28 protein-coding genes are annotated in these 26,328 nt (G+C 70.4%); 20 read left to right on the top strand and 8 right to left on the bottom strand.

Going from position 1 to position 26,328, the window contains the following annotated elements; genetic code table 11:
• The first annotated feature begins 60 nt into the window (after positions 1-60).
• Complete coding sequence (locus AB0J95_RS16850) at positions 61-1,518, top strand: MFS transporter (protein WP_364757956.1); 1,458 nt, start codon at positions 61-63, stop codon at positions 1,516-1,518.
• Here AB0J95_RS16850 and AB0J95_RS16845 read toward each other — a convergent pair.
• From AB0J95_RS16845 to AB0J95_RS16835, 3 genes are read right to left on the bottom strand one after another with little or no spacing between them, the layout of a single operon-like run.
• Positions 1,515-1,679 carry a hypothetical protein gene (locus AB0J95_RS16845; RefSeq protein WP_364757954.1) on the bottom strand — a complete coding sequence of 55 codons (165 nt, stop codon included), beginning with the start codon at positions 1,677-1,679 and terminating at the stop codon, positions 1,515-1,517. The two genes, AB0J95_RS16850 and AB0J95_RS16845, sit on opposite strands and share 4 nt — an antisense overlap.
• A gap of 58 nt (positions 1,680-1,737) precedes the next feature.
• Complete coding sequence (locus AB0J95_RS16840; protein ID WP_364757992.1) at positions 1,738-2,412, bottom strand: alpha/beta hydrolase; 675 nt, start codon at positions 2,410-2,412, stop codon at positions 1,738-1,740.
• 20 nt (positions 2,413-2,432) lie between these two features.
• Positions 2,433-2,696, bottom strand: a complete 264-nt coding sequence (locus AB0J95_RS16835) for a hypothetical protein (RefSeq protein ID WP_364757952.1) — start codon at positions 2,694-2,696, stop codon at positions 2,433-2,435.
• A 78-nt stretch (positions 2,697-2,774) separates the two neighbouring features.
• Here AB0J95_RS16835 and ligD point away from each other — a divergent pair, with 78 nt between their 5' ends.
• The 12 genes from ligD (at position 2,775) to AB0J95_RS16775 (ending at position 14,650) form a co-directional block, all read left to right on the top strand.
• On the top strand, positions 2,775-4,703 hold the full coding sequence (ligD, locus tag AB0J95_RS16830) for a DNA ligase D (RefSeq protein ID WP_364757950.1): 1,929 nt from the start codon (positions 2,775-2,777) through the stop codon (positions 4,701-4,703).
• Positions 4,704-4,712: 9 nt separating this feature from the next.
• Entirely contained in the window at positions 4,713-5,951 is a 1,239-nt protein-coding gene (locus AB0J95_RS16825) for a GAF domain-containing SpoIIE family protein phosphatase (protein WP_364757948.1), read from the top strand.
• A 40-nt stretch (positions 5,952-5,991) separates the two neighbouring features.
• The gene (locus tag AB0J95_RS16820) at positions 5,992-6,381 is read left to right on the top strand and encodes an STAS domain-containing protein (RefSeq protein ID WP_364757946.1); all 390 of its coding nucleotides are present in this window, start codon (positions 5,992-5,994) and stop codon (positions 6,379-6,381) included.
• A 28-nt stretch (positions 6,382-6,409) separates the two neighbouring features.
• Complete coding sequence (locus AB0J95_RS16815) at positions 6,410-6,874, top strand: DUF6098 family protein (RefSeq protein ID WP_364757944.1); 465 nt, start codon at positions 6,410-6,412, stop codon at positions 6,872-6,874.
• A gap of 158 nt (positions 6,875-7,032) precedes the next feature.
• Positions 7,033-7,551: an HAD family hydrolase gene (locus AB0J95_RS16810; protein ID WP_364757942.1), complete on the top strand. Its 519-nt coding sequence runs from the start codon at positions 7,033-7,035 to the stop codon at positions 7,549-7,551.
• The gene (locus AB0J95_RS16805) at positions 7,548-8,642 is read left to right on the top strand and encodes a glycosyltransferase family 9 protein (protein WP_364757940.1); all 1,095 of its coding nucleotides are present in this window, start codon (positions 7,548-7,550) and stop codon (positions 8,640-8,642) included. The genes AB0J95_RS16810 and AB0J95_RS16805 overlap by 4 nt, the downstream gene beginning before the upstream one ends.
• Positions 8,554-9,483, top strand: coding sequence for a glycosyltransferase (locus AB0J95_RS16800; RefSeq protein ID WP_364757939.1), 930 nt, complete (start codon positions 8,554-8,556; stop codon positions 9,481-9,483). The genes AB0J95_RS16805 and AB0J95_RS16800 overlap by 89 nt, the downstream gene beginning before the upstream one ends.
• Positions 9,480-10,691: a glycosyltransferase gene (locus AB0J95_RS16795; RefSeq protein WP_364757937.1), complete on the top strand. Its 1,212-nt coding sequence runs from the start codon at positions 9,480-9,482 to the stop codon at positions 10,689-10,691. The genes AB0J95_RS16800 and AB0J95_RS16795 overlap by 4 nt, the downstream gene beginning before the upstream one ends.
• Entirely contained in the window at positions 10,688-11,272 is a 585-nt protein-coding gene (locus AB0J95_RS16790; RefSeq protein WP_364757935.1) for an SIS domain-containing protein, read from the top strand. The genes AB0J95_RS16795 and AB0J95_RS16790 overlap by 4 nt, the downstream gene beginning before the upstream one ends.
• Positions 11,269-12,606, top strand: a complete 1,338-nt coding sequence (locus AB0J95_RS16785) for a PfkB family carbohydrate kinase (RefSeq protein ID WP_364757933.1) — start codon at positions 11,269-11,271, stop codon at positions 12,604-12,606. Before AB0J95_RS16790 ends, AB0J95_RS16785 begins: the two co-directional genes overlap by 4 nt.
• Before the next feature lie 11 nt (positions 12,607-12,617).
• On the top strand, positions 12,618-13,304 hold the full coding sequence (locus AB0J95_RS16780) for an SDR family oxidoreductase (protein ID WP_364757931.1): 687 nt from the start codon (positions 12,618-12,620) through the stop codon (positions 13,302-13,304).
• Positions 13,301-14,650, top strand: a complete 1,350-nt coding sequence (locus AB0J95_RS16775) for an aldehyde dehydrogenase family protein (RefSeq protein ID WP_364757929.1) — start codon at positions 13,301-13,303, stop codon at positions 14,648-14,650. Before AB0J95_RS16780 ends, AB0J95_RS16775 begins: the two co-directional genes overlap by 4 nt.
• On the opposite strand, the gene AB0J95_RS16770 is transcribed toward AB0J95_RS16775, so the two are convergent.
• Positions 14,639-15,469 carry an SDR family oxidoreductase gene (locus AB0J95_RS16770; protein WP_364757928.1) on the bottom strand — a complete coding sequence of 277 codons (831 nt, stop codon included), beginning with the start codon at positions 15,467-15,469 and terminating at the stop codon, positions 14,639-14,641. The two genes, AB0J95_RS16775 and AB0J95_RS16770, sit on opposite strands and share 12 nt — an antisense overlap.
• Positions 15,470-15,552: 83 nt before the next feature.
• Here AB0J95_RS16770 and AB0J95_RS16765 point away from each other — a divergent pair, with 83 nt between their 5' ends.
• Positions 15,553-15,783 (top strand): hypothetical protein, encoded by a 231-nt coding sequence (locus AB0J95_RS16765; RefSeq protein WP_364757926.1) that lies wholly within the window; start codon positions 15,553-15,555, stop codon positions 15,781-15,783.
• A gap of 1 nt (position 15,784) precedes the next feature.
• On the opposite strand, the gene AB0J95_RS16760 is transcribed toward AB0J95_RS16765, so the two are convergent.
• The 4 genes from AB0J95_RS16760 to AB0J95_RS16745 form a co-directional block, all read right to left on the bottom strand.
• Complete coding sequence (locus tag AB0J95_RS16760; protein ID WP_364757924.1) at positions 15,785-16,834, bottom strand: NAD-dependent epimerase/dehydratase family protein; 1,050 nt, start codon at positions 16,832-16,834, stop codon at positions 15,785-15,787.
• An 87-nt stretch (positions 16,835-16,921) separates the two neighbouring features.
• On the bottom strand, positions 16,922-17,479 hold the full coding sequence (locus AB0J95_RS16755; protein ID WP_364757922.1) for a hemerythrin domain-containing protein: 558 nt from the start codon (positions 17,477-17,479) through the stop codon (positions 16,922-16,924).
• Positions 17,480-17,496: 17 nt separating this feature from the next.
• Positions 17,497-18,294, bottom strand: coding sequence for an SDR family NAD(P)-dependent oxidoreductase (locus AB0J95_RS16750; protein ID WP_364757920.1), 798 nt, complete (start codon positions 18,292-18,294; stop codon positions 17,497-17,499).
• On the bottom strand, positions 18,261-19,496 hold the full coding sequence (locus AB0J95_RS16745; protein WP_364757918.1) for a cytochrome P450: 1,236 nt from the start codon (positions 19,494-19,496) through the stop codon (positions 18,261-18,263). The genes AB0J95_RS16750 and AB0J95_RS16745 overlap by 34 nt, the downstream gene beginning before the upstream one ends.
• A 70-nt stretch (positions 19,497-19,566) precedes the next feature.
• On the opposite strand from AB0J95_RS16745, the gene AB0J95_RS16740 reads away from it, so the two are divergent.
• The 6 genes from AB0J95_RS16740 to AB0J95_RS16715 are packed head-to-tail and all read left to right on the top strand — an operon-like array spanning position 19,567 to position 26,324.
• Entirely contained in the window at positions 19,567-20,415 is an 849-nt protein-coding gene (locus AB0J95_RS16740) for a glycosyltransferase (protein ID WP_364757917.1), read from the top strand.
• A 50-nt stretch (positions 20,416-20,465) separates the two neighbouring features.
• Positions 20,466-21,407 carry an NAD-dependent epimerase/dehydratase family protein gene (locus tag AB0J95_RS16735; protein WP_364757915.1) on the top strand — a complete coding sequence of 314 codons (942 nt, stop codon included), beginning with the start codon at positions 20,466-20,468 and terminating at the stop codon, positions 21,405-21,407.
• A gap of 12 nt (positions 21,408-21,419) precedes the next feature.
• Positions 21,420-23,060, top strand: coding sequence for a carbamoyltransferase C-terminal domain-containing protein (locus AB0J95_RS16730; RefSeq protein WP_364757914.1), 1,641 nt, complete (start codon positions 21,420-21,422; stop codon positions 23,058-23,060).
• Entirely contained in the window at positions 23,057-24,013 is a 957-nt protein-coding gene (locus AB0J95_RS16725) for a glycosyltransferase (RefSeq protein WP_364757912.1), read from the top strand. Before AB0J95_RS16730 ends, AB0J95_RS16725 begins: the two co-directional genes overlap by 4 nt.
• Entirely contained in the window at positions 24,010-25,107 is a 1,098-nt protein-coding gene (locus AB0J95_RS16720; protein ID WP_364757910.1) for a glycosyltransferase family 9 protein, read from the top strand. The genes AB0J95_RS16725 and AB0J95_RS16720 overlap by 4 nt, the downstream gene beginning before the upstream one ends.
• On the top strand, positions 25,059-26,324 hold the full coding sequence (locus AB0J95_RS16715; RefSeq protein ID WP_364757909.1) for a UDP-glucose/GDP-mannose dehydrogenase family protein: 1,266 nt from the start codon (positions 25,059-25,061) through the stop codon (positions 26,322-26,324). The genes AB0J95_RS16720 and AB0J95_RS16715 overlap by 49 nt, the downstream gene beginning before the upstream one ends.
• Positions 26,325-26,328: the final 4 nt, after the last annotated feature.

Raw genomic sequence — 26,328 nt, 5'->3', positions numbered from 1 at the left:
AATGCTATCTGCAATTGATGTGTTTGCATCAATTGCACGCGCATGTTTATCTTCGCCGTCATGACCGAAACACCTGCAATCCCGGCGTCCAGCACGCACTGGGGACCCCGGCTCTGGGGCACGCTGATCGTGCTGTGCGGCGCGCTTTTCCTGGACTCCCTCGACATCTCGATGATCGGCGTGGCGCTGCCGTCCATCCGCGCCGAACTGGACATGACCACCTCCGCGCTGCAGTGGGTGGTGAGCGGGTACGTGCTGGGCTACGGCGGGTTGCTGCTGCTCGGTGGCCGCGCCGCCGACCTGCTCGGCCGCCGTCCCGTGCTGCTCGTCTCGCTGGCGGTGTTCGTGGTCGGGTCGCTGCTCGGCGGCCTGGTCAGCACGCCGGAACCGCTGATCGTGGCCCGGTTCGTCAAGGGTGTCGCAGCCGCGTTCATCACGCCCGCCGCGCTGTCCATCATCACCACGACGTTCCACGAGGGACCGGCCCGCAACAAGGCGCTGACCATCTTCTCCGTCACCGGCGCGAGCGGTTTCTCGCTCGGCCTGGTCGCCTCGGGCCTGCTGACCGACGCGGGCTGGCGCTACCCGTTGCTGCTGCCCGCGCCGATCGCGCTGATCGTGCTCGTCGCGGCGATCCGGCTTGTGCCGAAGCACGCACGGCCGCAACGGAATGGCCACAGCTACGACCTGGGCGGCGCCATCACGTCCACTGTGGCCATGCTGCTCCTGGTGTACACGATCGTGCAGGCGCCGGAAGCCGGCTGGGCGTCGCCGTCGACCATCGGGTCGTTCGTGGTGGTGGTCGCGTTGCTGGTGGCGTTCGTCATGATCGAACGGCGCAGCACCCACCCGCTGATCCGGCTGGGCATCCTGCGATCCCCGGCCCTGGTGCGCGCCAACCTCGGCGCGATGCTGTTCTTCGGCTCGTACGTCGGCTACCAGTTCGTTGCGACGCAGTACATGCAGCGCCTCGCCGGCTGGTCGGCGCTGCAGACCGCCCTGGCGTTCCTGCCCGCCGCCATCTTCGTGGTCGCCAGCTCCACCCGGATGGCCTCGATCGTGGGCCGGTTCGGCACCGCCCCGCTGATCCTGTTCGGGTTCATCGCCCTGGTCGCCGGGTACGCGGTCTTCCTCGGCGCGCAGGTGCGCCCCAACCTGATCGGCATCATCCTGCCGTCGATGCTCCTGCTGGGCATCGGCACCGCCCTGAACTACACCTCGCTCAGCATCCAGGCCGTGTCCGGGGTGCGCGACGAGGAACAAGGCCTCGCCTCCGGCCTGCTGCAGACCTCCATGCAGGTCGGTGGCGCGATCGGCCTCGCCGTGGTCACCGCCGTGGTGGCCGCCAACGAAACGCACGGCGCCACCGTGAGCCCCGACGACCTGCTGGCGAGCTACTTCCCAGGCCTGGCCGTGGTCGCCGGGATCGCGGTGCTCGGCATGATCGTGTCGCTGAGCGGAATCCTGGCCCACCGCAAGCAGATCAAGGCCGCCCGGCTCGGCATGGCCAGCGCCTAGATCGAACAGAGTTGCCCGTGACCGGCTGCGGTTGTGGTCGCGGCAAACGCGATCAACACCGCGGCGGTCAAGGGGTGCTGGTAGGCCACCCGCAGCCACTGCGTCACCGAGGGCGGCCGAATCAGCAGGTGGCCCGCGACCGACGTGACGGTGCTGTTCACGCGAGTCTCCGATGGAAACCTCGCCCGGTGGCAGATCCGGACGAGGGGCCGGGAAACGTCAGGACCGCACGAAATCCAGCAGGTCCGCGTTGATCGTGCTGGCCTCGGTGGTGGGCATGCCGTGCGGGAAACCCGGGTAGGTCTTGAGAATCCCGTTGGCCAGCAGCTTGGCCGACAACGGCGCCGAGTCGGCGTAGGGCACGATCTGGTCGTCGTCGCCGTGCATCACCAGGGTGGGCACCGTGATCTTCTTGAGGTCCTCGGTGAAGTCGGTCTGCGAGAAGGCGACGATGCCGTCGTAGTGTGCCTTCGCGCCGCCCATCATGCCCTGTCGCCACCAGTTGCGGATCATGGCATCGGACGGCTGCGCGCCGGGCCGGTTGAACCCGTAGAACGGCCCGGCCGCCAGCGACAGGTAGAACTCCGAGCGGTTGGCCGCGAGCTGGGCCTGCAGGTCGTCGAAGACGCTCTGCGGCAGGCCGCCTGGGTTGTTCTCGCTCCGCACCATCTGCGGCGGGACGGCGCTGATGATCGCGGCCTTGGCGACGCGGGACTCGCCGTGCCGCGCGAGGTAGTGCACGACCTCACCGCCGCCGGTGGAGTGGCCGACGTGCACGGCGTCGCGCAGGTCGAGGTGCGCGGTCAGGGCGGCGAGGTCGTCGGCGTAGTGGTCCATGTCGTGACCCTCGCTGACCTGCGCCGAGCGGCCGTGACCGCAGCGGTCTGGCCGGATGACTGTGTTCGCCGAAAGGTTCAGTGGCCCTGGAGCGAGAGGCGGGTCCCGAGCATCGCGGCGAGCTGGGCCAGCAGCACCGTGCGGAAACCGGCCGTCGCGGGCGTCGGATGGCCTTGCGCGCGGAAGACGATCGCTCCAGCGAGCGCGGCGAGCACCAGATCCACCACGTTCACGCTGGACGTGGAAGTGCTGAAGTGCCCCGGCCCGCCGTCACCACCGTTCCAGGCGGTGTCATGCGCTCGGCGCTCGTGCGGGGTTAGGCCATCTGGGTTACCGTCCATTCGACCCGTGTTTCTCCTGGTGAGGGGGTTGCGATGGCTGGTGGCGGCCGGTCTGTGGTCCCCGGGTGGGTGGAGCCGATGCTGGCCAAGCCGGATGGGGGGCGGCTGCGGGAGGGGTCGCAGTGGACGTATGAGTACAAGCTGGATGGTTACCGGGCGTGTATGCGGATCGCGCCCGATGGGACGACGGTGTTCACCAGCCGGAACGGGATCGACTTCAGCGCCGAGTTCCCGGAGTTGCTGACGGTGTTCGGCGATGCCCTGGATGGGCGGGCGGCGGTGCTCGACGGTGAAATCGTGGTCTACAACGAGCACGGCCGGGCGGATTTCGGGCTGATGCAGGACCGCCGCGGCCGGTTCCAGAAGCACCGGACCCTCCGGCCGGACGAGCCGTTCGAGGACGTGCCGGTCCGCCTGCTGGTGTTCGACCTGCTGCGGTGGGGTGACCGGTCGCTGCTGGACCGGCCGTACGACGAGCGCCGCCGGCTGCTCACCGGGCTGCCGATGCCGGACCCGTACCGGATCGCGGTGGTGCGCGCGGTGACGTTCGACGAGCTGGCGGCCGACCGGCTCACCCCGCAGGACATGCTGGCCCGCACCCAGGCCGCCGGGTACGAGGGGCTGGTGGCCAAGCTCCGCTCGTCGCCGTACCTGCCCGGCAAACGGCCGGACTCGTGGCTGAAGCACCCTTTAGTGCACACCCAGGAGGTCATCATCTGCGGCTGGCGGCCCGGCCAGCACGGCTTCACCGGCCGGCTCGGCGGGCTGCTGCTGGGCGCGCACGACCCGGACACCGGCGACCTGGTCTACATCGGCGATGTCGGCACCGGGTTCAGCGAACAGGACCGCCACGACCTGCAAGCCCGCCTGCAGCCTCTGGAACGGCGCCGCCACCCGTTCGTGACCACACCGCCCCGCGAGGACACCGTCCGCGCGAGATGGGTCCGCCCCGAACTGGTCGGCGAGGTCCAGTACCGGCAGTTCACCCGCGGCGCTGGGCGGTTGCGGCACACCTCCTGGCGGGGGTTGCGCGCGGACCGCACCCCGGACGAGGTCGTCGCCCCGCGCCCGTTCTCGCCGGACCCACAGCCCGCACGCGAGAGCAACCGGGTCACCGTCCGGGCGGGCAACCGGAAACTCGTCCTGTCCAATTTGGACAAAGCGCTGTATCCCAATGGTTTCACCAAAGCGCAAGTGATCGACTACTACTCCCGGATCGCACCGGTGATGCTGCCGCACATCCACGGCCGTCCGGTCACGTTCATCCGGTTCCCGGACGGCGTCGAGGGGGAGAGCTTCTTCGAGAAGAACGTGCCGCTCGGCGCGCCGGACTGGCTGCCGACCGTGGTGTTGCCGAGCAGTGGTTCCCGCGGCAGCGGGGACACGATCCGCTACGCACTGCTGGAGGAACTGCCCGCGCTGGTGTGGTCGGCGAACATGGCCGCCCTCGAACTCCACGTTCCACAGTGGACCGTCGCGGGTGGGCGGGATGCGCCGGACCGGCTGGTGTTCGACCTCGATCCCGGGCCGGGCACCACGATCGTCGACTGCTGCCGGGTCGCCGAGCGGCTGGGCGACCTGCTCGAGGCCGACGGGCTCACGCCGTTCGCCACGACCTCCGGCGGCAAAGGCATGCAGCTGTACTGCGCGATCGAGACCGACAACCGCGACCGGCCCTCGCGGTACGCGAAAGCCCTGGCGCAGAAGCTGGCTCGCGAGACACCCGGGCGGATCACCGCCACCATGGCCAAGACCCACCGCACCGGCAAGGTCTTCATCGACTGGAGCCAGAACAACACCGCCAAGACCACCATCGCGCCCTACTCGCTGCGCGGCCGGGAACAGCCGACCGCCGCCACACCGGTCACCTGGGACGAAGTACGCGGATGCCGCCGCCCGGCGCAGCTGGTGTTCACCTCGGCCGATGTCCTGGACCGGGTCGCCGGGTCCGGCGACCTGTTCGGGGACCTGGCGGACAGTCGGGCACGACTGCCCGGGCCGGTTTAACCTGATCTGGTGGTCGACCCGGGTACCGCCGAGGACCGTCTGCGCATGATCCAGGCGGTCACCGACTCGGCACTGTCCCAGCTGGAGCTGGATGAGCTGCTCAAGGAGCTGTTGGAGCGGGTCCGCGAGCTGCTGGTAGTGGACACCGCGACGGTGCTGCTGCACGACCGGTCGGCGGGATACCTGACCGTCGTGGCCGCGGTCGGCATCGAGGAGGAGGTCCGGCAGGGCGTCCGGATCCAGGTCGGCCGGGGTTTCGCGGGCAGCATCGCGCAAAGCCACAAACCGCGCATCCTGGACCACGTCGACGCGACCACCGTGGTCAACCCGCTGCTGTGGGAACGTGGTCTGCGCGCGTTGCTCGGTGTGCCGCTGATGGCGGCCGGCCAGCTGGTCGGCGTGTTACACGTCGGCACGGTCGCCCAACGGGCGTTCACCGGGACCGACATCGACCTCCTGCAGGTCGTGGCCGACCGCATCGCGCTGGCCGTGCAGGCGCAGCTGACCAGCGGCGAACGGGCCGCGGCCACCGCGCTGCAGCGCAGCCTGCTGCCCTCCCGGCTGCCCGACCAGGGCGAACTGGAGTTCGCCGCCCGGTACGTGCCCGGCGCGGACAACAGGGTCGGCGGCGACTGGTACGACGTGTTTCCCCTGCCCGGTGACCGCTGGGGCATCGTGATGGGCGACGTTGTGGGGCACGGGTTACCCGCGGCCGTGATCATGGGACGCCTGCGCAGCGCGTTGCGGGCCTACGCGCTGCTGCACGTCGACGATCCGGCCGAGGTCCTGACGAAACTCGACCGCAAGGTCAGCCACTTCGAGCCGGGTGCCATGGCGACCGTGGCGTACGCGGTGACCAGCCCGGGCGAGGACTCGTTCTGCCTGTCCGTGGCCGGTCATCCGCCACCGGTGCTGGCCCGGCCGGGGCAGCCCGCCTGCCTGGTCGAGGCGCCCGCCGACGTCCTGCTCGGCAGCGGGTTCGCCAGGCCGCGGCACAACACCGTCGTGGCCTTTCCGCCCGGTTCGGTGCTGTGCCTCTACACCGACGGGCTGGTGGAACGGCGGTCCCGGCCGCTGGACGACGGCTTCGCGCGGTTGAGGGACGCCGTGGACGTCAGGTCGCCGGAGGCCGCGTGCGTCCGGATCATGGCCGCGCTGAGCACCTGGGAGTGGCCCGAGGACGACGTGGCCCTGTTGGTGGCGCGCCACCGGCCTGCTCATCCCCGCCCAGGGGCGCCCACGGTCTAGCGTGAGGGGCAAGCCGGGCGCTCCAGCCCGCGGAACGATCGTGACCCTGCGCCATCGCGTTCACCAGCCCGCGCTGCCGGCCGTGGCCGTGGCGGCGACCGCCCAGGACACCCATCGCCAGCCGCCGTTCGGAACCGAACTGCTCGACGGCGAGGCGCTGACGGTACGGGTGACCGATCCGGTGGACGTCATCACCGCCGACCAGCTCAGCCGCGACCTCTCGGCGGCCACCCACGGCGGGGTCGTCCCGCTCACCCTCGACCTGTGCGGCGTCACCCTCCTGGCCGGCGCCGGAGTCCGCACGCTGTACGACACGTCCCGGCAGCTCGCCGCCCACCAGCACCGGCTCACCCTCGTCACCGCCCCGGCCAGCCCCGCCGCGCTCATCCTCGACCTGGTCGACCTGCCTTACGTCACGAGCAACGCATAGGGCGGCGTTTGGCGGGGATCCCGTAGGCGTGTCCACTTTGCCGACGATCGCCGACCTGGACGAGCTGACCGCGCTGGTGGCCCGGGAGGGCGACCGCGATCTGTACATCCGCTGGTCGCGGGGTCCGGACGTGGACCTGGCCGCCGATGGGCCGGGTGCGCAGTCCAGCCGCGACGGACTGACCGGCGTGGCCCTGCCCGGCTTGTCGGCGAACCCGCTGCGGATCGAGCCGTGGTGGGAGCATCGCTCGGTGCGGTTGTGGCTGGCCCGCCGCCTGTACGACTACCGGCACCTGCGGGAGCTGCGCGGGCCGGGCGTGCGGCCTTGGGTGCTGCGTGGCGTGGAGATCGCACGCGGCCCGGACAACGAGCCGTTGGTGATCTGCCGTGCACCGCTCGCGTGGGTGGCCGACGAGGTGCTTCGTGAGGCGCGCAAGCTGGTCGACGAGCAGCACTCGAGTGAATGGGGACCGCTCGACCGGCAGAGTGGATAAGAGCCGAAGTTGTTTACCCGCAGGACTCCAGGCTAACCACGACCGCGATTTTTGTTTGGTGACAAGGAAAAAAGGTTAGCGCTGACCGGCGCGAACACGGAGAGTAGTAGTTCTCCCGAGCCGGTTTACCTCGTCTGCTCTCGGTCACCACTGTCTGCATGGGACCGATTTCGGCGATTCTCTTCGACCGGGATGGCACGTTGATCGAAGACGTGCCGTACAACTCGGATCCGGCGCAGGTCACGCCCCGCGAGAACGCCGCACAGGCCGTGCGGCGAGTCCGGGCGCGCGGGATCAGGACCGGCGTCGTGACCAACCAGTCCGGGATCGCGCGTGGCCTGATCACCCGAGAAGCGCTTCAGAGCGTGAACGAGCGGGTCGACGAGCTGCTGGGCCCGTTCGACACCTGGCAGGTGTGCCCGCACGGTCCCGAAGACGGTTGCGGCTGCCGGAAACCCGCGCCGGGGATGATCGTCGCCGCCTGCGCGGAACTGGGCGTGCCGCCCGGCGAGGTTGTTGTCATCGGCGACATCGAGAGCGACATGATCGCCGCCGCCGCCGCGGGCGCCCATGCCGTGCTCGTTCCCACGCCGGTGACCCGCGACGAGGAGGTCGGGCGTGCCCCGATCGCCGCGCCGGACCTGGGCGCTGCCGTCGACTGGGTGCTGGACCGATGAGGACCCGGGTTCTGGTCGCGCGCCTCGACAGCGACGGTGATGTCCTGGTCAGTGGTCCCGCGGTGCGTGCCGCGGCGGCCGGGCGGGGGCTTCCGGCTGACGTGACTGTCCTATGTGGACCGAATGGGCGTCAGGCCGCGGACCTGCTGCCGGGGGTCGCGCGGGTGCTGGAGTGGCGGTGCCCGTGGATCGTGGCGGACCCGCCGCCGGTGAACGCGCCCGAGGTGCTGGACTTCGTGACCCTGCTGGCGGAGCAGCAGTTCGATGTGGCGCTCGTGCTGACATCGTTCCACCAGTCGCCGCTGCCGCTCGCGCTGCTGCTGCGGCTGGCCGGGGTGCCTGAGATCGCCGCGATCTCGGTCGACTACCCGGGGTCCTTGCTGGATCACCGGGTCGGCGACGACGATCGGCCGGAACCGGAGCGGGCGCTGTTGGTCGCGCAGGCGGCCGGGTTCGCCCTGCCGCCAGACGACGACGGTGCACTGCGAATCGTGGAACCCGTTCCCGCCAAGCAGAGCGAACCCCACGTCGTGGTGCATCCCGGGGCGGCGGTACCGGCCCGGGCGTGGTCGCCGGAGCGCTGTGCGGAGGCGGTCGTCGCACTGCGTGCCGAGGGCTGGCAGGTTCTCGTCACCGGTGGCCCGCGGGAGAAGGACCTGACGGCGCGCGTGGCCGGTGACGCCGGGGTCGACCTCGGTGGCCGCACGAGCTATCGCGAACTGGCCGGAGTGCTCGCCGGCGCCGCGGCCGTGGTGGTGGGCAACACCGGACCGGCGCATCTGGCCGCGGCCGTTGGTACGCCGGTGGTGTCGTTGTTCGCCCCCGTGGTGTCCGCCGTGAGGTGGGCGCCTTATCGCGTACCGCACATCGTTCTGGGCGACCAGAACGCCGCCTGCCGGGACAGCCGGGCCCGTGAGTGTCCAGTTCCCGGCCATCCCTGCCTGAACTCGGTACACGCCAACGAGGTCGTGGCCGCCGTCACCAGACTTGCGGGAGGACCGGATGCTCAACGTGCTGGTGTGGCACGTACACGGCTCGTGGACGAGCGCGTTCGTCCAGGGCGGCCACCGCTACTTGCTGCCGACCGGTGACTGGGGTGGCGGACGGCTGGGCCGCGACTGGCCGGCGAACGCGGTGGAGATCCCGGCCGGCGAGCTTCGGGAGTCCAAAGTGGACGTCGTGGTGCTGCAGCGGCCGGAGGAGATCGACTGCGTGCCAAGGCTGCTCGGCCGTACGGTGCCCATGGTCTACGTGGAGCACAACACTCCACAGGGGCACGTGCCCAGGACGCGGCACCCGCTGGCGGACCGCGACGACATCCCACTGGTCCACGTGACCCACTTCAACGAGCTGATCTGGGACTCCGGCCGGGCGCCGACGAGGGTCATCGAACACGGCATCGTCGACCCGGGCGCACGGTACACCGGTGAGCTGGCCCGGGCCGGGGTGGTGGTCAACGAACCGGTCCGCCGCGGCCGGGTGACCGGCACGGACCTCCTGCCCGCCTTCGCCGGCGTGGTACCGCTGGACGTGTTCGGCATGGGACTGTCCGATTTGGACTCCTGTGGCGGCAGGGTCACGGCGGTCGGTGACCTGCCCTCCGAACGGCTGTACGACGAGCTGGCCCAGCGGCGGGTCTACCTGCATCCGGTGCGCTGGACCTCGCTCGGCCTGTCCCTGCTGGAGGCGATGCACCTGGCCATGCCGGTGGTCGCGGTGGCGTCGACCGAGGTCCCCCGCGCGGTCCCGCCCGAGGCGGGTTTCGTCTCGGCGAGCGTGCGTGAGCTCAGCGATGGCTTACGGCAGCTGGTCGAGGACCCGGGGCTGGCCCGGCGGATGGGCGCGAACGCCCGGGAGTACGCCCTGGCGCACTACGGGCTCAAGGCTTTCCTGCGGAACTGGGACGAGATGTTGATGGAGGTGAGCACATGAGGATCGCGATGGTCTCCGAGCACGCCAGTCCGCTGGCCGCACTGGGCGGAGTGGACGCGGGCGGGCAGAACCTGCATGTGGCGGAACTGTCCGCGGCGCTGGCCCGCAGGGGGCACGACGTGACCGTGTACACCCGGCGGGACGACCCCGGACTGCCGGAGCGGACACGCACCAAACAGGGCTACCAGGTCGTGCACGTCACGGCCGGCCCCGAGAAGGTGATCGCCAAGGACGAGATGCTGCCGTACATGGGCCAGTTCGCCAACGTGCTGCAGCAGCACTGGCGGCGCGAGCGCCCGGACCTCGTGCACGCGCACTTCTGGATGTCCGGCCTGGCCTCGCTGCTGGCCGGGAACAGCCTCGACATCCCGGTGGTGCAGACCTTCCACGCCCTGGGCACGGTCAAGAAGCGGCACCAGGGTACGGCGGACACCAGCCCGCCCGAGCGCCTCGGCATCGAGCGGATGATCGGCCGCCGCGCCGCGGGAATCGTGGCCACCTGTTCCGACGAGGTCTTCGAGCTGATCCGGATGGGCGTGCCGCGCCAGTCGGTCTCGGTGGTGCCCTGTGGGGTGGACCCCAGCCAGTTCTCGCCGAACGGCCCGGTGGCGAATCGGCACGGGCGGCGGATCGTCAGCGTCGGCAGGCTGGTGGAGCGCAAGGGGTTCCGCACCATCATCGCGGCGCTGCCGCGGCTGCCGGACACCGAGCTGGTGATCGCCGGCGGCCCGGCCAGACGCAAGCTGGCCGACGATCCCGAGGCGCGCAGGCTGATGAGGTTCGCCGCGGCGCACGGGGTCGCCGACCGGGTGGAGCTGGCCGGGGAGGTCTCCCGGGCCAGGATGCCCGCGCTGCTTCGGTCGGCGGACGTGGTCGTCTGCGTCCCGCACTACGAACCGTTCGGCATCGTGCCGCTGGAGGCGATGGCCTGCGGCAAACCGGTTGTGGCGTCGGCGGTCGGTGGGCTGGTCGACACCGTTGTGGACGGTGTGACCGGCCTGCTGGTCCCGCCGAGGGCCCCGGTCCCGCTGGCCGACGCGATCCGTTGCCTGACTGAGGACGAGGTCCGCGGCCTGTCGTTCGGCATCGCCGGCCGCGACCGGATCCTGGCCAGGTACACGTGGGACCGGGTCGCCCTCGGCACAGTCGCCGCCTACGAGCGGGTCACCGCGGACACGACGTCCGGGATGCTGGAGGAGATGTCATGATCGTCGACCGGCACATCGACGCGCTCACCGGGACGCTCACCGCGCTGCGCCGTCAGTCCACCACGGTCAACCGGTGGGGATCGCTGCTGGCTCAACGGTTACCGGCCGGACACCGGTTGCTCGTCGCGGGCAATGGGGGCTCGGCGGCCGAGGCACAGCACCTGACCGCCGAGCTGGTCGGGAAGTTCGACAGCGACCGGCCCGCGTACTCCGCGATCGCCCTGCACGCCGAGACCTCCAGCATGACCGCCATCGGCAACGACTACGGCTACGAGAAGGTGTTCGCCCGGCAGGTCACCGCGCACGCCCGCCCGGCCGACATCGTCCTGCTGCTGTCGACCTCCGGCCGCAGCCCGAACCTGCTCTACGCGGCACGGGCGGCCCGGGCGGTGGGAGCCACGGTCTGGGCCATGACCGGCGCCCGGCCCAACCCGCTCGCCGACGCCGTCGACGAGGCGATTACGTTGCCCGGCAACACCTGCAGCGTGCAGGAGGCGCAGCTGATCGCGGTACACATGGTCTGCGAGGTCTTCGAGGCCGCACTGCGCGTGTCCGGCGAGTCCAGGCAGCGTGCGTCATGACGGTGGTCGTTGTCGGTGACTGCTTGCTGGACATAGACATCGTCGGCAGCACCAGCCGGTTGTGCCCGGACGCCCCGGCTCCGGTGGTCGACATCGACCAGGAGCACGCCCGGCCTGGCGGCGCGGGCCTCGCGGCCGCGTTGCTCGCCGCCGATGGCGTGCCGGTGCGGCTGGTCACCGCCATCGCCGATGACCAGGACGGCCGGCGGTTGCGGGAAGTCTTGGGCGGCATGGACTTGGTCGCCGGGCCGTCGGGCGCGGCGACACCGGTGAAGATCCGTCTCCGGTCGTCCGGCCAGTCGCTGGCCCGGATGGACCGGGGTTCTTGCGGGCAGGCCCCGGCGGTGACCGAGGAGATGATCGACGCGTTGTGGTCGGCCGATGCCGTGCTGGTGGCCGACTATGGCCGTGGGCTGGTGCGGGACCGGAGCCTGCGCAAGGCGTTGAGCCGGCTGGCCCACCGCATTCCGGTGGTGTGGGATCCGCATCCCCGTGGCCCGGATCCGGTCGCGGGCGTGTGGCTCGCGACGCCCAACGCGTCCGAGGCGAAGTCCGCCGCCGGCGTGGACGACCCCTATCGTGCGGCAAGTTTGTTGCGGGACAGGTGGTCCGTGGCCGCGGTCGCGGTGACCGCCGGTTCGCAGGGCGCGATCCTCGATGCCGGCGGATTGCCGGTGGCCGTACCCGCACCGCGTGTCCCGGTTCTGGATCCCTGCGGTGCCGGGGACAAGTTCGCGGGCACGGTGACCTCCCGGCTGGGCGACGGGGACTCCACAGTGGACGCTGTGCGCCACGGCGTACTCGCCGCCTCGCGGTTCCTCGCGAACGGCGGTGCTGCGGCATTCGGTGCTGGCGCACCTGCTTTGTTGCGGCCGGGTGAGGATGACGCCCGGGCCGTGATCGCCACCGTGCGGTCACGCGGTGGCACCGTTGTCGCGACGGGCGGGTGTTTCGACCTGGTGCATGCCGGGCACACCCGCACCCTGGCCGCCGCGCGGGCGTTGGGGGACTGCCTGGTGGTGTGCATGAACTCCGACCGTTCGGTGCGCCGCCTCAAGGGTCCGGACCGGCCCCTGATGTCCGAACAGGACAGAGTGGAGCTGTTGATGTCGTTGGAATGCGTCGACGCGGTCGCGGTGTTCGACGAGGATGATCCGCTGGCCGTGCTGGACGACCTGCGGCCGGACGTGTGGGTCAAGGGCGGCGACTATCGCGAGGACGAGCTGCCGGAGGCGCGGCTGGTGCGGTCATGGGGTGGCCGGACCGTGCTCGTTCCGTACCACCCGGGCCGGTCCACCAGCCGGCTCGCCGACGCACTGGGCAAAGTGGGATGAGAGAAGGGGAAATGACTGTGCGAACCGTGCTGATCACCGGCGGTTCATCGGGTCTCGGCGCCGCGGTGGCGGCCGCGGTCCTGGCCGCCGGCGGCCGGGCGATCGTGCTCGACAAGGCCGCACCCGCCGCGGAGGTGTCCGACTTCCTGCCGGTGGACCTGTCCGACTCGGCCGCGGCGGAACGGGCCGTCGCCGAGGCGGCGGAACGCAACGGCGGCCTCGACGGGGTGGTCACGGCGGCGGGGATCGACAGCTGCGGCAGGCTCGATGAAGTGTCCACTTCGGACTGGGAGCGGGTGATCCGGGTGAACCTGCTCGGCACGGCCGCGGTCGTGCGGGCGGCGATCCCGCATCTGATCCGGTCGCGCGGCCGGGTGGTGACGGTGGCTTCGACCCTGGGACTGCGGGCCGTGTCCGACGCGACCGCCTACTGCGCCTCGAAGTTCGGCGTGGTGGGCTTCACCCGGGCGCTGGCGGCCGAGGCCGCGGGCTTGGTCGGGGTGACGCTGTTGATTCCCGGTGGCATGCGGACCACCTTCTTCGACGACCGCGAGGAGCAGTACCGGCCGCCGGACCCTGGCCTGCTCAACCCGCCCGAGAACGTGGCCTCCGCGGTCATGTTCGCGTTGTCCCAGCCGCCGGAGTGCGAGGTGCGCGAACTGGTCGTGGCGCACGCGAAGGAGCCGTCGTGGCCGTGAGCACGCATGAGTCGTTGGAGATCCTCAGCCCGGTGACCGGAGATCTGGTCGGCTGGCTGCCGATGGCGACCCCGGGCGAGGCCGTCGACGTCCTGGCCAGAGCGCGGGAAGCCGCCCGCGACTGGGCGCGAACACCCGCGGCGGCGCGTGCGGGGCAGGTGCGTGCGGCCGCCGCCGACCTGCGGGACCGTGCGCACGAACTGGCCGTGGTGAACGAGGCCGAGACCGGCAGGCCCTGTGCCGAGGCGCAGGAAGGCATCCTGGCCGGTGCCGGCACGCTGGAACAGTACGCCGAGCTCGGGCCGGTGCACCGTGGCCGCAGCCTGCTCGGCGACTGGACGGCCGCCGATCTGATGGTGCCGGAGCCCCGTGGTGTGGTCGTGGCGCTGACGCCGTGGAACGACCCGGTCGCGGTGGCCTGCGGCCTGCTCGGCGCGGCGCTCGTGACGGGCAACGTGGTGGTGCACAAGCCAAGCGAACGTGCACCGCACACCGGGTTGCTCCTGGGGGAGATCCTCGGGGCGCATCTGCCCGCCGACATCCTGACCACGCTGGTCGGCGACGGCCAGGTTGGTGCCGCGTTGGTGGGCAGCGAACATGTCGGCGTCGTCGCCCACGTCGGCTCATGCGCGACCGGCCGGGCCATCGCGGGTTCGGTACGGCCCGGAGTGAAGGTGTTGCTGGAGAACGGCGGCAACGACCCGTTGCTGATCGACTCGGACGTGGATCCTGAGTGGGCGGCCGCACAGGCGGCCACCGGCGCCTTCGCCAACTCCGGTCAGATCTGCACGTCGGTCGAACGGATCTACGTGCACCAGGACATCGCTTTCGACTTCCTGGACGCCCTGACGGTGCAGGCAGAACAAACAACGTTGGCGCCCTTGGTGGACCGGCGGCACCGCGAGCATGTGCATGCCCATGTCGAGGACGCGCTCGACCGAGGTGCCACGGTGGCCACCGGCGGGGCGATCCCGTCCGGGCCGGGCGCGTACTACCCGGCCACGGTGCTGACCGGGTGCTCGGCGGAGATGAAGGTCATGACCGAGGAGACTTTCGGCCCGGTCGCACCCGTGACCGTCGTGTCCTCTTTCGACGAGGGCCTCGCGATGGCCTCGACAGGCGACTACGGGCTCGCCGCTTCGGTGCTGACCGCCTCCATGCGACATGCGCAGGAGGCGTGGCGGGAGCTGCCGGTGGGCACCGTCAAGATCAACGCGGTCTTCGGCGGTGCCCCCGGCGGTGCGGCCCAGCCCCGGGGCGCCAGCGGAACCGGCTTCGGCTACGGCCCGGAGCTGCTCGACGAGTTCACCACCACCAAGGTGGTCCACATCGGACTACCCGGCTGACCGCCAGCTGTCGTCGGGCAGCAGCGGACTCGCCTGTGGCCCCATGAGCAGCATCCCGCCGTCGACCACATAGGACGCCCCGGTCACGTACCCGGCCGCTGGCGTGGTCAGAAAGGCGACCACAGCAGCGACTTCCTGGGCGTGACCGGGACGGCCGAGCGGAACACCAGGCCTCGGCTGGTCCCGTGGGTCCACGTCCTCCTGGCCGGTCATCGGTGTGGAGATCTCACCCGGTGCCACCGAGTTCACCGTGATGGCGTGCTCGGCCAGCTCCAGCGCGAGCACCTTGGTGAGCATGCCGAGACCGGCCTTGGCCGCGCAGTAGGGCGCCGCGCCGACCCGGGGAGCGTGTTCGTGCACGCTGGTGATGTTGATGATCCTGCCCCCGCGCCCGGCGTCGATCATGTGCCGTGCGGCGCGCTGGGAGCACAGGAAAGCGCCGTCCAGGTCGACCGACAGCACGTGGCGCCAGGTGTCGAAGTCCATGTCCATGACGGCTTGGCTGCTGCCGGTGCCGGAGCAGTTCACCAGGACGTCGAGGCCGCCGAGCTCGTCGGCCACCTCGTCGACGACGCTCGCCGCGGTGGGCAGATCGGTCAGGTCCAGCCGGTGCACGGTCGCGCGGGCACCCAGCTCCCGGACCTTCTTGGCGGTCTCCTCAGCGCCGTCGGCGTCCTCGTGGTAGGTGATGCCGACATCGACACCGCCACCGGCCAGGGCGACAGCGACCGCCCGGCCGATGCCGGAGTCGGAGCCGGTGACCATCGCGTGGAGCGGTGCGCCGGACCGTTCATGGGGTAGTGGCGTGATGGTTGACATGCGGTGTCGGGTACCCGGCCCCGCCGCCCGCATGCCCGGGCTTTTTCTGGGTATGCGAAAGGTAGCCACGAGAAGGAGGCACGATGACGGCTGAGACCGGTCACCAGACCGGAACCAAGGACAAGGACTACGACATCATCTGGTTCACCGAGGCCTGCCTGGACAACGTGCTGCGCCTGGAGACCTACATCCAGGACGCGGAGCAGGCGGGTGACTCGGAGCTCGCGGAGTTCTTCCGCAAGGCGCAGGCCGACAGCCGCAAGGGCGCCGAGCAGGGCAAGCAGCTGCTCGCCCAGCGCCTGGCTCGCGCATAGGTCAGGGCTGCTCGCCCACGCCGGTGCCGAGTTCGTGCAGCCGCCCACCGTCCACACTGGATTCCAGTGGGGCGGTGGGCAGCCCCGCACCCCGGTGCAGCCCGGTCAGGAACTCCCCGATGGCCTCCTGGGCGCTGTGCCGCGGTGTCCAGCCGAGCTCGATGCGGGCGCGGGTGGTGTCCATGACCGGCAGCTGCAGGACCGTCTCGAACAGCCCGGGGCTGGCCGGAACCAGGTGCAACGCCCACGCGGCGGTCAGCGCGGCACGAACGGGCCACGCCGGTGCCCTGACGACCGTCGCTTTGAGACATTCAGCGAGAACTTTCGCGTCCACCGCTGGTTCGGCAGCGATGTTGAACGCGCCACGGACGTTTTGCAGCGCCGCCAGGCGGTATGCCTCGGCGGCGTCCTCGGTGTGCAGTGCCTGGAAGACCAAGCCGGGCAGGTCGGGGATCACCGGCAGGGCTTGGACGAGCTTGTTGGGCAGGAACGGACCGGCGAACAGCCGGCGCTGCTGGCTGGCCGCGCCCTGCTTGAAGATGAACCCTGGCCGCATCCGGACCACCCGCACACCAGGGTGTGCCGGTTCGAACGCGTCCAGAACCCGCTCCAGGTAAGCCTTTTCCCGAGGATAGGCCGCCTCGGCCCAGCCATGGGTGGGCCAGCTCTCGTCCACCGGCGTGTCTTTCGGGCCAGGGGAGTAGGCGCCCACCGAGGAGGCGTACACGAGCGCTGGCACACCAGCCTCGGCGACCGCCTCGAACACCCGGATGCTGCCCCGGACATTGTTGTCCCACGTCACCTTCGGCTGGTGAGTCGGCTGAAACAGCCAGCTCAGATGGACCACGACATCCGCGCCCCGGAAAAGCGGTGTGAGGTCGTCCTTCCGGATGTCCGCTTCGGCCCAGGTCAGCCTGGGCAGCGTCCAGTCCGGGATCCGCCGGGCCACCCCGACCACCGATCCCACCTCGGGATCCGCGACGAGGCTCCGCACCACGCTGGTGCCCACATTCCCTGTCGCCCCAAGGACGACAACTCGCTCAACAGTCATCCGTCAGACATACCCACCGCGTCCCGGGTTGAACGCGTGGTGTCCGGGGCGGCCCCGGTGGGGCTGAGCGGGGGCCGCCCGGACCGGTCAGCGGCCGAGGGCGTTGCGGATGGCGTCCCGGGCGCGGTCCATGATCGCGATCGGCGGGCCGAGCAGCAGGTTCTTCGTCGCGCTCTCGACGCCGGGGTGCGGGCGGGTGGGCGCGATGGCCTCGGCCACCTTGACGGTGGAGGCCATCGCTCGCAGCCGCTGGTCGGGAAGGTGCTGACGCAGCAAGGGGAACTCTTCACGTTCCTCGTGATCGGCGTGGGCCAGAACGTCGTCGCGCAGCTGCGTGAGCAGCGTGTCGAAGCCGTCGGCATCCGGGCCGATCTCGGTCAGCGTGCTGAGCAGCTGCTTGGCGCGGTGCTCCTCACCCAGCCGGGCCTCGACGACCGGCTCGCCGCCGGTGAGGTCACGGACCTCGGGGTGGACGACCTCCTCCTCGGCGGTCTCGTGCACCGCCAGCAGCCGGACCAGGCTGTGGAACAGGTCCTTCCGGCGCTCGCCGGTGGCGGTCTCCAGCTGGGTGAACAGCTGCCGGATCTCCTCGTGCTGGCGCTGCAGCATTTCGAGGACGTCTTCTTCGTCACGGGGGTGTGTCATGGGTTCGGGTGTACCCATCAGCGCGTGCCGGAACCGGGTTTGGCCATGGTCCGGTGCAGCTGCGCCTTGATGGCCTCCGGCGTGATCTTGGCGGCGGCCGCCATCACCTTGTTCTTCACCGATCCGGCCACCACGTGGTCCTTGCCCTTCATCATCGCCTGGTAGCCCTGTTCGGCCACGAGCGCCGGGTCGTCCTTCTTGGCCGAGCCGAGCTTGGTGTTGAGCATTCCGGCGCGCGCGAAGAAGTTCGTGTCGGTCGGCCCGGGCATCAACGCGGTGACGGTGATGCCTTTGGGCTTGAGCTCGGCGTGCAGGGCCTCGGAGAAGGAGAGCAGGAACGCCTTGGAGGCGGCATAGCTCGCCTCGTACGGTCCCGGCTGGGTGGCCGCGATCGACGAGCTGAACAGGATCCGGCCCTGGCCGTGGGCGGCCATGTCGCGCACGGCGAGCTTGGCCAGGTGCACCGAGGAGCGGACGTTCAGGTCGACCAGCTTCAGGTCGTCGTCGAGGCTGGTGGTGGCGAACTCGCCGCCCACCCCCACCCCGGCGTTGATCGCGACCGCGGCGGGCGTCCGCCCGGCCGCCGTCACGCGGATCCACAGCTCCTGGACGCCGTCGGGCTCGGCGAGGTCGACCCGCACGGCTTCCACTTGCCGCCCGTAGGCCTCGAGTTTGGCCGCGACGGCGGTGATGCCGTCATCCTCGGCGGCGATGATGAGATCGAAGCCGTGCGAGGCGAACTGCTTGGCCAGCTCATAGCCGATGCCGCTGGACGCGCCGGTTACGACGGCGAGCGGATTTCCATTGGGGTGCATGAGATTCCTTCCCGGTCGGGCTGCTGGGGGATGAGGATGGCGCCGTCGGCGGGGCGGGCGGGCACCCGGCGCAGTGAGATGGTCCAGTCCTGCTTGGGGAACCGGAAGTCGAGGCGGGCCAGGCGGACCGCGAGCGCGCGCAGGATCCCGACGGTGAACGGCTCACCGGGGCAGCGGTGCCCCGTGTGCGGGTCGCCCGCGCCTTGCGGGACCAGTTCGAAGGCGCCGATCTCGTGGTTGAGCAACCGCCCGGGGCGGAACGTGTACGGGTCCGTCCACAGTGAACTGTCGTGGTTCTGCCCGTACAGGTCGAGCAGCACGAGTGCCCCGGCGGGAATGTGCTCACCCTGCCACGAGAGGTCCTTGACCGCGTGGCCGGCGATGAACGGCGCGAACGGGTAGAACCGGCGCAGCTCGTGCGCGAAGGCGAGGGCGTACGCGTCGCCTCCCGCCCGCAACAGTTCCCGGTGCTCGGGCCAGTGGTGCAGGGCGTGCGCGGCGAACGCGACGAACCAGCACACCGCGACGGTCGGGCGGATCACGTTGAGCAGCTCCACCGCGGCCAGCCGCGGGCTGAGCAGTTCGCCGTTCTCCTCGAACCGGGACAACAGATCGACTGCCGTACCGGCTGGCACGGTGGTTGATCGCGCCATGGTCACCGTCCTGGCGAGCGCGGCCTCCTGGCGGCGCCGGGCGGCCCGGGCGCGCCAGTGCCGCGGCCCGGGCGTGGCGAACCCGTCGACCATCGCGACCAGGTCCTTGGCCATTTCGCCGGTCGTGTGCAGCCCGGCCCATCGGGTGACACCGCGGGTCAGCACGCGGGCGGCCTCGTCGAACAGGACGACCGGCTTGTCCACCGGCCAGGCGTTGTCGTCCCAGGCGGCGCAAACGCTTCGCGTCAGGTCGGCGATGCTCTCGTCGGTCACCAACGACAGGAACGGGCTCTTGCGGTGCCGGTGCGCGGCACCGTCGAGGGTGTGCAAGGCGCCATGTCCGAACAGCGTGCTCTGCACCGGTCCGGGGATCGCGCCGTGCCGCCGGATGTGGTTCTCGTCGTAGAAGAACCGGGCGGCGTCCGGGCCGCACAGGCCGATCGCACGCTGCCCCATCAGCCGCGTGCGCACGACGCCGTTCGGTGAACGCCGCCGCCGGTCGGGCAGCCACCCGTAGCCTTCCAGCAGAAGTGACAAGGACTCGTCCATCTCCCCGTGGTGCCCGGAGAAGACAAGATCAAACGTGTGTCGGCGGGCTGGTGCGGGGTATCACGCGGTCGTGGCCGAGACGACAGTGGTGATAGCGACCCGTAACCGCGCTGACGAACTGGAACGCACGCTGGCGTGCCTGCGGGAACTCGATGTGCCGGTGATCCTCGTCGACAACGGCTCGACGGACGACAGCGTGGGCCGGGTGTTGCGCAATTTCCCGTGGGTGCGGGTGTACCCCTTGGAGCGCAATGTCGGCTCGTCCGCCCGCAACCACGGAGTTCGCCTGGCAGAGACGCCGTATGTGGCGTTCAGCGACGACGACTCCTGGTGGGCGCCGGATGCGCTCGACCGGGCCGAGCGGCTGTTCGAACGGCATCCAAGGCTTGGCCTGATCGCCGGACGGGTGATGATCGAACCGGAAGGCCGGCTCGATCCGGTCTGCCGGGAGATGGCGTGCTCGGCGCTGGGCCGGGCCGAGGACCTGCCGGGGCCGTCGGTGCTCGGGTTCGTCTGCTGCGGCTCGCTGGTCCGCCGGGAGGCGTTCCTGCAGGTCGGCGGGTTCAACCCGGTGCTGTTCTTCCCCGGTGAGGAACGCCTGTTCTCGTGGGACCTGGCGGCCGCGGGCTGGGCCGGTTGCTACGTCGACGAGATCGTGGCGCACCACCAGCCGTCGAAGAGCCGCGGCCCGTCCACCGCCCGCATCCGCGCCGAACTGCGCAACGACCTGCTCAGCACCTGGCTGCGCCGCCCCTTGACGGTCGGCATGACCGATGCGCTGGCGCTGGCGAGGCGCGGACTGGGCGACCGGAACGCACTTGCGGCGCTGGGCGCGGCGCTACGCCGGTTGCCCGCCGTGGCCCGGCAACGCAAGCCGTTGCCCGCGGATGTCGAGCGCCAGGTCCGGCTGCTTGCCTGATACCCAGAGAACCGGTGGTTACACCCGTGATTCACGGGTAGCTCAGGCCCATGGGCTTCCAACGGGCAGTGGTCACCGGCGGGGCGGGGTTTCTCGGCTCGCACGTGTGCGTTGAGCTGGTGCGACAGGGCACCGACGTGGTGTGTGTGGACGATTTCCGGACCAGTTCGCCGCGCAATCTCGGCGGCGTGCTGACCCACGACCGGTTCGAGATGGTCATCGCCGACGTGGCGGAACCGCTCGACGTTCGCGGGCGGGTGGACCTGGTGATGCACCTCGCCTGTCCGGCGTCGCCTGTGGACTACCTGCGGATGCCCGTGGACACCATGCGTTCGGGCGGGTTCGGCACCTTGCATGCGCTGGAACTGGCGCGGCGCGACAACGCCCGGATCGTGATCGCCTCGACCAGTGAGGTCTACGGCGATCCGCTGGAGCACCCGCAGCGCGAGACCTATTGGGGCAACGTCAACCCGATCGGCCCGCGCAGTGTGTACGACGAGGCCAAACGGTTCGGCGAGGCGCTGACCCAGGCGTTCCACCGCGAATACGCCGTCAACACCGGCATTGTCCGGATCTTCAACACCTACGGACCCAGGATGCGCGCCGGGGACGGGCGGATGATCCCGACGTTCTTCCAGCAGGCACAAGCAGGCGAGCCGCTGACTGTGCACGGCGACGGCCGCCAGACCCGCTCGCTGTGCTACGTGGACGATCTCGTGCGCGGGCTGCTGGCGATGGCGCACAGCGACCACTGCGGTCCGATCAACCTCGGGAACCCGGAAGAGGTCACTGTGCTGGATGTGGCCGAGCGGGTGATCGAGGTGACCGGGAGCCGGTCGGTGGTCCGGCACGTCGAGCCGATGCCCGACGACCCGCGCCGCCGTTGCCCGGATATCACGCTGGCGCACCGGGTTCTGGACTGGCGCCCGAAGGTTTCACTCCATGACGGCTTGCGTGCCATGGCCGGCCGGGTGCCGGCCGACATCGGATGAAAGGGGCGTGTGATGCGCGTTCTCGGTATCAATGCGATCTTTCACGACCCCGCCGCGGCACTCGTGGTCGACGGCGAGATCGTCGCGGCCGCGGAGGAGGAACGGTTCTCCCGGCGCAAGCACGGCAAACGGCCGGTTCCGTTCTCCTCGTGGGAGCTGCCGGAGCAGGCCGCGCGCTGGTGCCTGGAGCGCGCCGGGCTGCAACCGTCCGATGTGGACGCGGTGGCCTACTCCTATGACCCGGACCTCGTCGAGCCCGGTCAACCGGGACTCGACGAGCGCTGGGAGGACATGCGCACGACCTATGCCCGGCGGGCTCCCTACTTTCTCGCCAATGCTCTGCCGGGCCTGGATCCGGGGGTCTTCAGGTTCGTCCCGCACCACGTGGCGCACGCCGGATCCACCGGGCTGGCGGCACCGTTCGACGGCGACTGCGCGGTGCTGGTATCCGACGGACGCGGTGAATGCGCCTCCCACCTCGCCGGCAGCTATCGCGACAGCCGACTGGAAACCTTTGCCGCGCAGCGGCTGCCGCACTCGCTCGGGCTGATGTACGAGGAGCTGACCGAACACCTGGGGTTCATGCGGTCCAGCGACGAGTACAAGGTGATGGCGCTGGCGTCCTATGCCAAGCCCAAACACTTGGACCTGATGCGCGAGAACATCTTCGCCACCGAGGACGGTGGCTTCGTGGTGAACCCCATCGACTGGGCGACGCTGGCCAAACGGCGGGGCAAGGACGACGAGATGACCCGCGAGCACGCGGAACTCGCCGCGAGCGTGCAGGTGCGGCTGGAAGAGGTGCTGCTGGACCTGGTGCGGTGGCTGCATGACCGGAGCGGGCAGCGGCGGCTGACGATGGCCGGGGGAGTGGCGCTGAACTGCGTTGCCAACACCCGGATCTTCGCCGAGGGACCGTTCGACGAGGTGTGGGTCCAGCCCGCGGCCGGCGACGCCGGAACCGCGCTGGGGGCGGCGTTGCACCTCGCCGCCCAGGCCGGCCAACCCGCCGCGGCGATGCCGGGCGCGGACCTCGGTCGTGACTGGACGGACGAGGAGATCCGCGGATTCCTCGACCGCGCCAAGATCCGGTACACGGAGCCCGGCGATGTGGCGGCCGAAGTGGCGGCGGCGCTGGCGAACAACGAGATCGTCGCCTGGTTCCAGGGGCGCAGCGAGTACGGGCCGCGAGCGCTGGGCCACCGGTCGCTGCTGGCCCACCCGGGTGTCGCGGACAACCTGCAACGCCTCAACGAGGTCAAGGGCCGCGAACAGTTCCGGCCGATCGCGCCGATGGTGCTGACCGATCGCGCCCACGAGATCTTCGAGCGGGGCCCCATCCCGAGCCCGTACATGCTTTTCGTGCACGACGTCCGTCCAGAGTGGAAGGACCGCATCCCGGCCGTTGTCCATGTGGACGGCACGGCACGCGCGCAGACCGTGGACTCCGCACGGGAACCGTTGGTGGCGCGGATGCTGACCGAGTTCGAGCGGCGGACGGGCCTGCCGGTCGTGGTGAACACGAGCCTCAACACCGCGGGGCGGCCCATGGTGGACGATCCGCGGGACGCGCTGGAGTGTTTCGGTTCCGCGCCGGTCGATCTGCTGGCGATCGGGCCGTTCGTCGTCCGCCGTGCCGGGGTGGCGGCATGAGCGTCGACTACACGGTGGTGATCCCGACAGTCGGCAGGGAATGTCTGTCTGTCGTGCTGAACGCGTTGGCGGACGGACATGGCCCGGCGCCACGCGAGGTGATCGTTGTCGACGATCGGCCGCATCCCGGGCCGGACTTGCCTGTGCCGGAAGGAATCCAGGTGGTCCGCAGCGGTGGGCGCGGACCGGCGGCGGCGCGCAACGCGGGGTGGCGCGCCGCGAAGTCGGAGTGGATCGCGTTCCTGGATGACGACGTGCTGCCGCCACCCGACTGGAAAGCAAGCCTGGTCAAGGATGTGGCCGAGCTGCCGGTGGATGTCGCGGCCACCCAGGCACGGATTGTCGTGCCGTTGCCTGCTGACCGCGCCCCGACAGACTGGGAGCGCGGCACGGCCGGGCTGATGGACGGCCGCTGGATCACCGCCGACATGGCTTACCGGCGAACGGTTCTCGCCCGGGTCGGTGGCTTCGACGAACGCTTTCCCCGTGCCTACCGGGAGGACGCGGAGCTGGCGCTGCGAGTCCAGGCCGCGGGCCACCGGATCGTGGCCGGGGACCGTGAGACGGTCCATCCCGTCCGGGAGGCCGGGTTCCTGGCCAGCCTGCGGGCCCAGCGCGGCAACGCGGACGACGCACTGATGCGCCGTCTCCTGGGGCCGGGCTGGCGGGCCAAGGTCGGTGGCCGGCCCACTCGTCTACCGTGGCACGCAGCGACAACGGCGGCCGGTCTGGCTGCCGTCCTTTTCGGACTCAAGTCGTGGCGTCCGGCGGCGTTGCTGGCAGGTTTGGTGTGGGGAGGGCTGACTGCGCAGTTCGCGTACCACCGGATTGCGCCCGGCCCCAAGACCGTTGACGAGATCGCCCGCATGGTCGTCACGAGCGTCGCCATTCCACCAGCGGCCTGCGTGCACCGGTTGCGCGGGGAACTGCGCCACCGGGCGGTCCGGCGATGAACATCCTGGTGCTGCGCGCATTGGGCCTCGGCGATCTGTTGACCGCGGTCCCAGCGCTGCGCGCACTGCGACGGGCCTACCCGGCAGCGGTCATCACACTCGCCGCTCCCACCTGGCTGAAGGATGCGGTCGACCGGATCGACGCCGTCGACCGGTTGCTGCCCACCCCCGAACTGGCGCCGATCCCATGGCAGGGGCCGCCGCCGGACCTGGCGGTCAACCTGCACGGCCGCGGCCCGCAAAGCACTCAGCTGCTGCGCGCGGTGCACCCGAGGCAGCTGATCACCCACACGAAGTGGGTCGCCGGGCAACACGAGGTGGACCGCTGGTGCCGACTGCTGCAAGACCACGGCATCCCCGCCGACCCAGCTGATCTCCGCCTGGACACCCCGAACCGTGCCGATGAGCGCACCCGCGGGCATCCCGATGGGAGCGATGGCTCCGGGGGTTGGCCGGAAGATCCGGCTGTTTTCCGGCCGGACAGCCTGGATCATGCCGATGGGCACACCGGCGGGTATCCCGATGGGAGCCGTGGATCCCGGCGGTCGCCCGCAGATCCGGGTGATCTCCGGGTGGGCGAGCCGGACCGGGTGGGTGTCGGTGGTGAGCGGTCCGGCGGGCCGGTGGTGGTGCATCCGGGTGCCAGTCACGGCTCGCGGCGGTGGCCTGCGGAGCGTTATGCCGAAGTTGCTCGTGCGCTGGGGCCGGATGTCGTGGTGACCGGGAGTGCCGCCGAGGCGGAACTGGTCGAGAGCGTCGCTCAGGGCCTTCCGGTCCGGATCGGCGGCAGCTTGGGCGGCCTGCTGGATCTCGTTGCGCACGCGCGGCTGGTGGTGTGCGGCGACACCGGTGTGGCGCACGTGGCGACGGCGTATGGCACGCCTTCGGTGGTGTTGTTCGGCCCTGTCTCGCCGGCGTTGTGGGGTCCGAGGGCCGGGCCGCACAAAGCGTTGTGGCACGGGCGGAGCGGTGACACGTTCGCCCATGAGCCCGATCCCGGGCTGCTGGCCATTTCAGCCGACCAAGTGCTCGAGGAGGTGAAACCATGGCTCCACAACGGATCCTCGTTGTCGGCGCGGGCTACGTCGGTCTGACCACCGCGGCCTGCTTCGCGCGGCTGGGTCATTGGGTGATCTGTGCCGATGTGGACGAGGCGAAAGTGGCCGCGATGTCACACGGCGAGGTCGGCCTGCACGAGAACGGCCTGCCGGCCCTGGTCCGGGACGGTCTCCGGGTGGGACGGCTGGGGTTCGTGCACGGCATCCCCGCCGATCTGTCCGATGTGGACTTCATCTTCCTCGCGGTGCCGACGCCTTCTGGTGCGGGCGGGGAGGCCGATCTGTCAGCCGTCGACGACGTCCTGGCGCAGATCGAGAGCGCGCGGGCGGACTGTGTCGTGGTGATCAAGTCCACTGTGCCGGTGGGCACCGCTACCCGCGTCGGGCAGCGGCTGGGACGGCCGGTGGTGACCAACCCGGAGTTCCTGCGTGAGGGACACGCGGTGGAGGACTTCCTGCATCCGCAACGAGTCGTCGTCGGCTCGGAGGACGAAGAAGCCGCCCGGCGGGTGTTGTCGCTCTACGACGGCACCGGTGCACCGGTCGTGCTCACCGGGAGCACGAGCGCGGAACTGGTGAAGTACGCCAGCAACTGCTTCCTCGCGATGAAACTGTCCTATGTGAACTCCATGGCCGAGCTGTGCGAACGGGTCGGCGCCGACATCGGGGCGGTCACCGAGGGCATGCGCCTGGATGAGCGGATCGGTTCGGCGTTCCTCACCCCCGGGCCCGGCTGGGGCGGTTCCTGCCTGCCGAAGGACACCGAGGCGCTGCTGTCCACCTCCCGGTCGGCCGAGCTGGACTTCCCGTTGCTGCGGGCCACGATCGACACGAACGCGCGCCAAGCGCGCCGGATGGCCGACAAAGTCAAGGACGTCGTCGGCGGTACGCTGGCGGGCGCCCGGATCGGCTTGTTGGGGTTGACGTTCAAAGCGGGGACCGACGATCTGCGCGATTCGCCCGCGATGGCCGTCGCGGAGGTCCTGGCTGCCGAAGGCGCTCACCTGACCGCATACGACCCATGCGTGCCACCAGGCAGCGGCCCGGTACACACCGTTGCCACACCCACCTTGGCGGCTCGTGACGCCGACGCCATCGTGGTGCTGACCGAATGGCCCGAATTCGCCGAACTGGACTGGGCCGAACTGGCCGGTGAGGTTTCCCGGCCGGTCGTTGTGGACACTCGCGATGTGGTGCCGGCGGAGAAGGCCCGGTCGGCGGGCTTCCGGCTGGTCGCCATCGGCAGGCCGTAGCGAG

The sequence above is a fragment of the Actinocrispum sp. NPDC049592 genome, from assembly GCF_040675465.1.
In the GTDB taxonomy this organism is placed as follows: Bacteria; Actinomycetota; Actinomycetes; order Mycobacteriales; family Pseudonocardiaceae; genus Kibdelosporangium.
The sequence above is the reverse complement of the archived record's forward strand: the minus strand, read 5'-3'. Positions and strand labels throughout refer to the sequence as shown.

Bases quoted from the DNA above. Each gene is read 5' to 3' on its own strand.
- AB0J95_RS16835 (WP_364757952.1), bottom strand. From the start codon at position 2,696: ATGGACGGTAACCCAGATGGCCTAACCCCGCACGAGCGCCGAGCGCAT.
- AB0J95_RS16750 (WP_364757920.1), bottom strand. From the start codon at position 18,294: ATGCACCCCAATGGAAATCCGCTCGCCGTCGTAACCGGCGCGTCCAGC.
- AB0J95_RS16725 (WP_364757912.1), top strand. From the start codon at position 23,057: ATGAGCGTCGACTACACGGTGGTGATCCCGACAGTCGGCAGGGAATGT.
- AB0J95_RS16805 (WP_364757940.1), top strand. From the start codon at position 7,548: ATGAGGACCCGGGTTCTGGTCGCGCGCCTCGACAGCGACGGTGATGTC.
- AB0J95_RS16715 (WP_364757909.1), top strand. From the start codon at position 25,059: ATGGCTCCACAACGGATCCTCGTTGTCGGCGCGGGCTACGTCGGTCTG.
- AB0J95_RS16800 (WP_364757939.1), top strand. From the start codon at position 8,554: ATGCTCAACGTGCTGGTGTGGCACGTACACGGCTCGTGGACGAGCGCG.
- AB0J95_RS16790 (WP_364757935.1), top strand. From the start codon at position 10,688: ATGATCGTCGACCGGCACATCGACGCGCTCACCGGGACGCTCACCGCG.
- AB0J95_RS16735 (WP_364757915.1), top strand. From the start codon at position 20,466: ATGGGCTTCCAACGGGCAGTGGTCACCGGCGGGGCGGGGTTTCTCGGC.
- AB0J95_RS16770 (WP_364757928.1), bottom strand. From the start codon at position 15,469: ATGTCAACCATCACGCCACTACCCCATGAACGGTCCGGCGCACCGCTC.
- AB0J95_RS16810 (WP_364757942.1), top strand. From the start codon at position 7,033: ATGGGACCGATTTCGGCGATTCTCTTCGACCGGGATGGCACGTTGATC.
- AB0J95_RS16850 (WP_364757956.1), top strand. From the start codon at position 61: ATGACCGAAACACCTGCAATCCCGGCGTCCAGCACGCACTGGGGACCC.
- AB0J95_RS16720 (WP_364757910.1), top strand. From the start codon at position 24,010: ATGAACATCCTGGTGCTGCGCGCATTGGGCCTCGGCGATCTGTTGACC.
- AB0J95_RS16760 (WP_364757924.1), bottom strand. From the start codon at position 16,834: ATGACTGTTGAGCGAGTTGTCGTCCTTGGGGCGACAGGGAATGTGGGC.
- AB0J95_RS16765 (WP_364757926.1), top strand. From the start codon at position 15,553: ATGACGGCTGAGACCGGTCACCAGACCGGAACCAAGGACAAGGACTAC.
- AB0J95_RS16785 (WP_364757933.1), top strand. From the start codon at position 11,269: ATGACGGTGGTCGTTGTCGGTGACTGCTTGCTGGACATAGACATCGTC.
- AB0J95_RS16745 (WP_364757918.1), bottom strand. From the start codon at position 19,496: ATGGACGAGTCCTTGTCACTTCTGCTGGAAGGCTACGGGTGGCTGCCC.
- ligD (WP_364757950.1), top strand. From the start codon at position 2,775: ATGCTGGCCAAGCCGGATGGGGGGCGGCTGCGGGAGGGGTCGCAGTGG.
- AB0J95_RS16755 (WP_364757922.1), bottom strand. From the start codon at position 17,479: ATGACACACCCCCGTGACGAAGAAGACGTCCTCGAAATGCTGCAGCGC.
- AB0J95_RS16730 (WP_364757914.1), top strand. From the start codon at position 21,420: ATGCGCGTTCTCGGTATCAATGCGATCTTTCACGACCCCGCCGCGGCA.
- AB0J95_RS16795 (WP_364757937.1), top strand. From the start codon at position 9,480: ATGAGGATCGCGATGGTCTCCGAGCACGCCAGTCCGCTGGCCGCACTG.
- AB0J95_RS16780 (WP_364757931.1), top strand. From the start codon at position 12,618: ATGACTGTGCGAACCGTGCTGATCACCGGCGGTTCATCGGGTCTCGGC.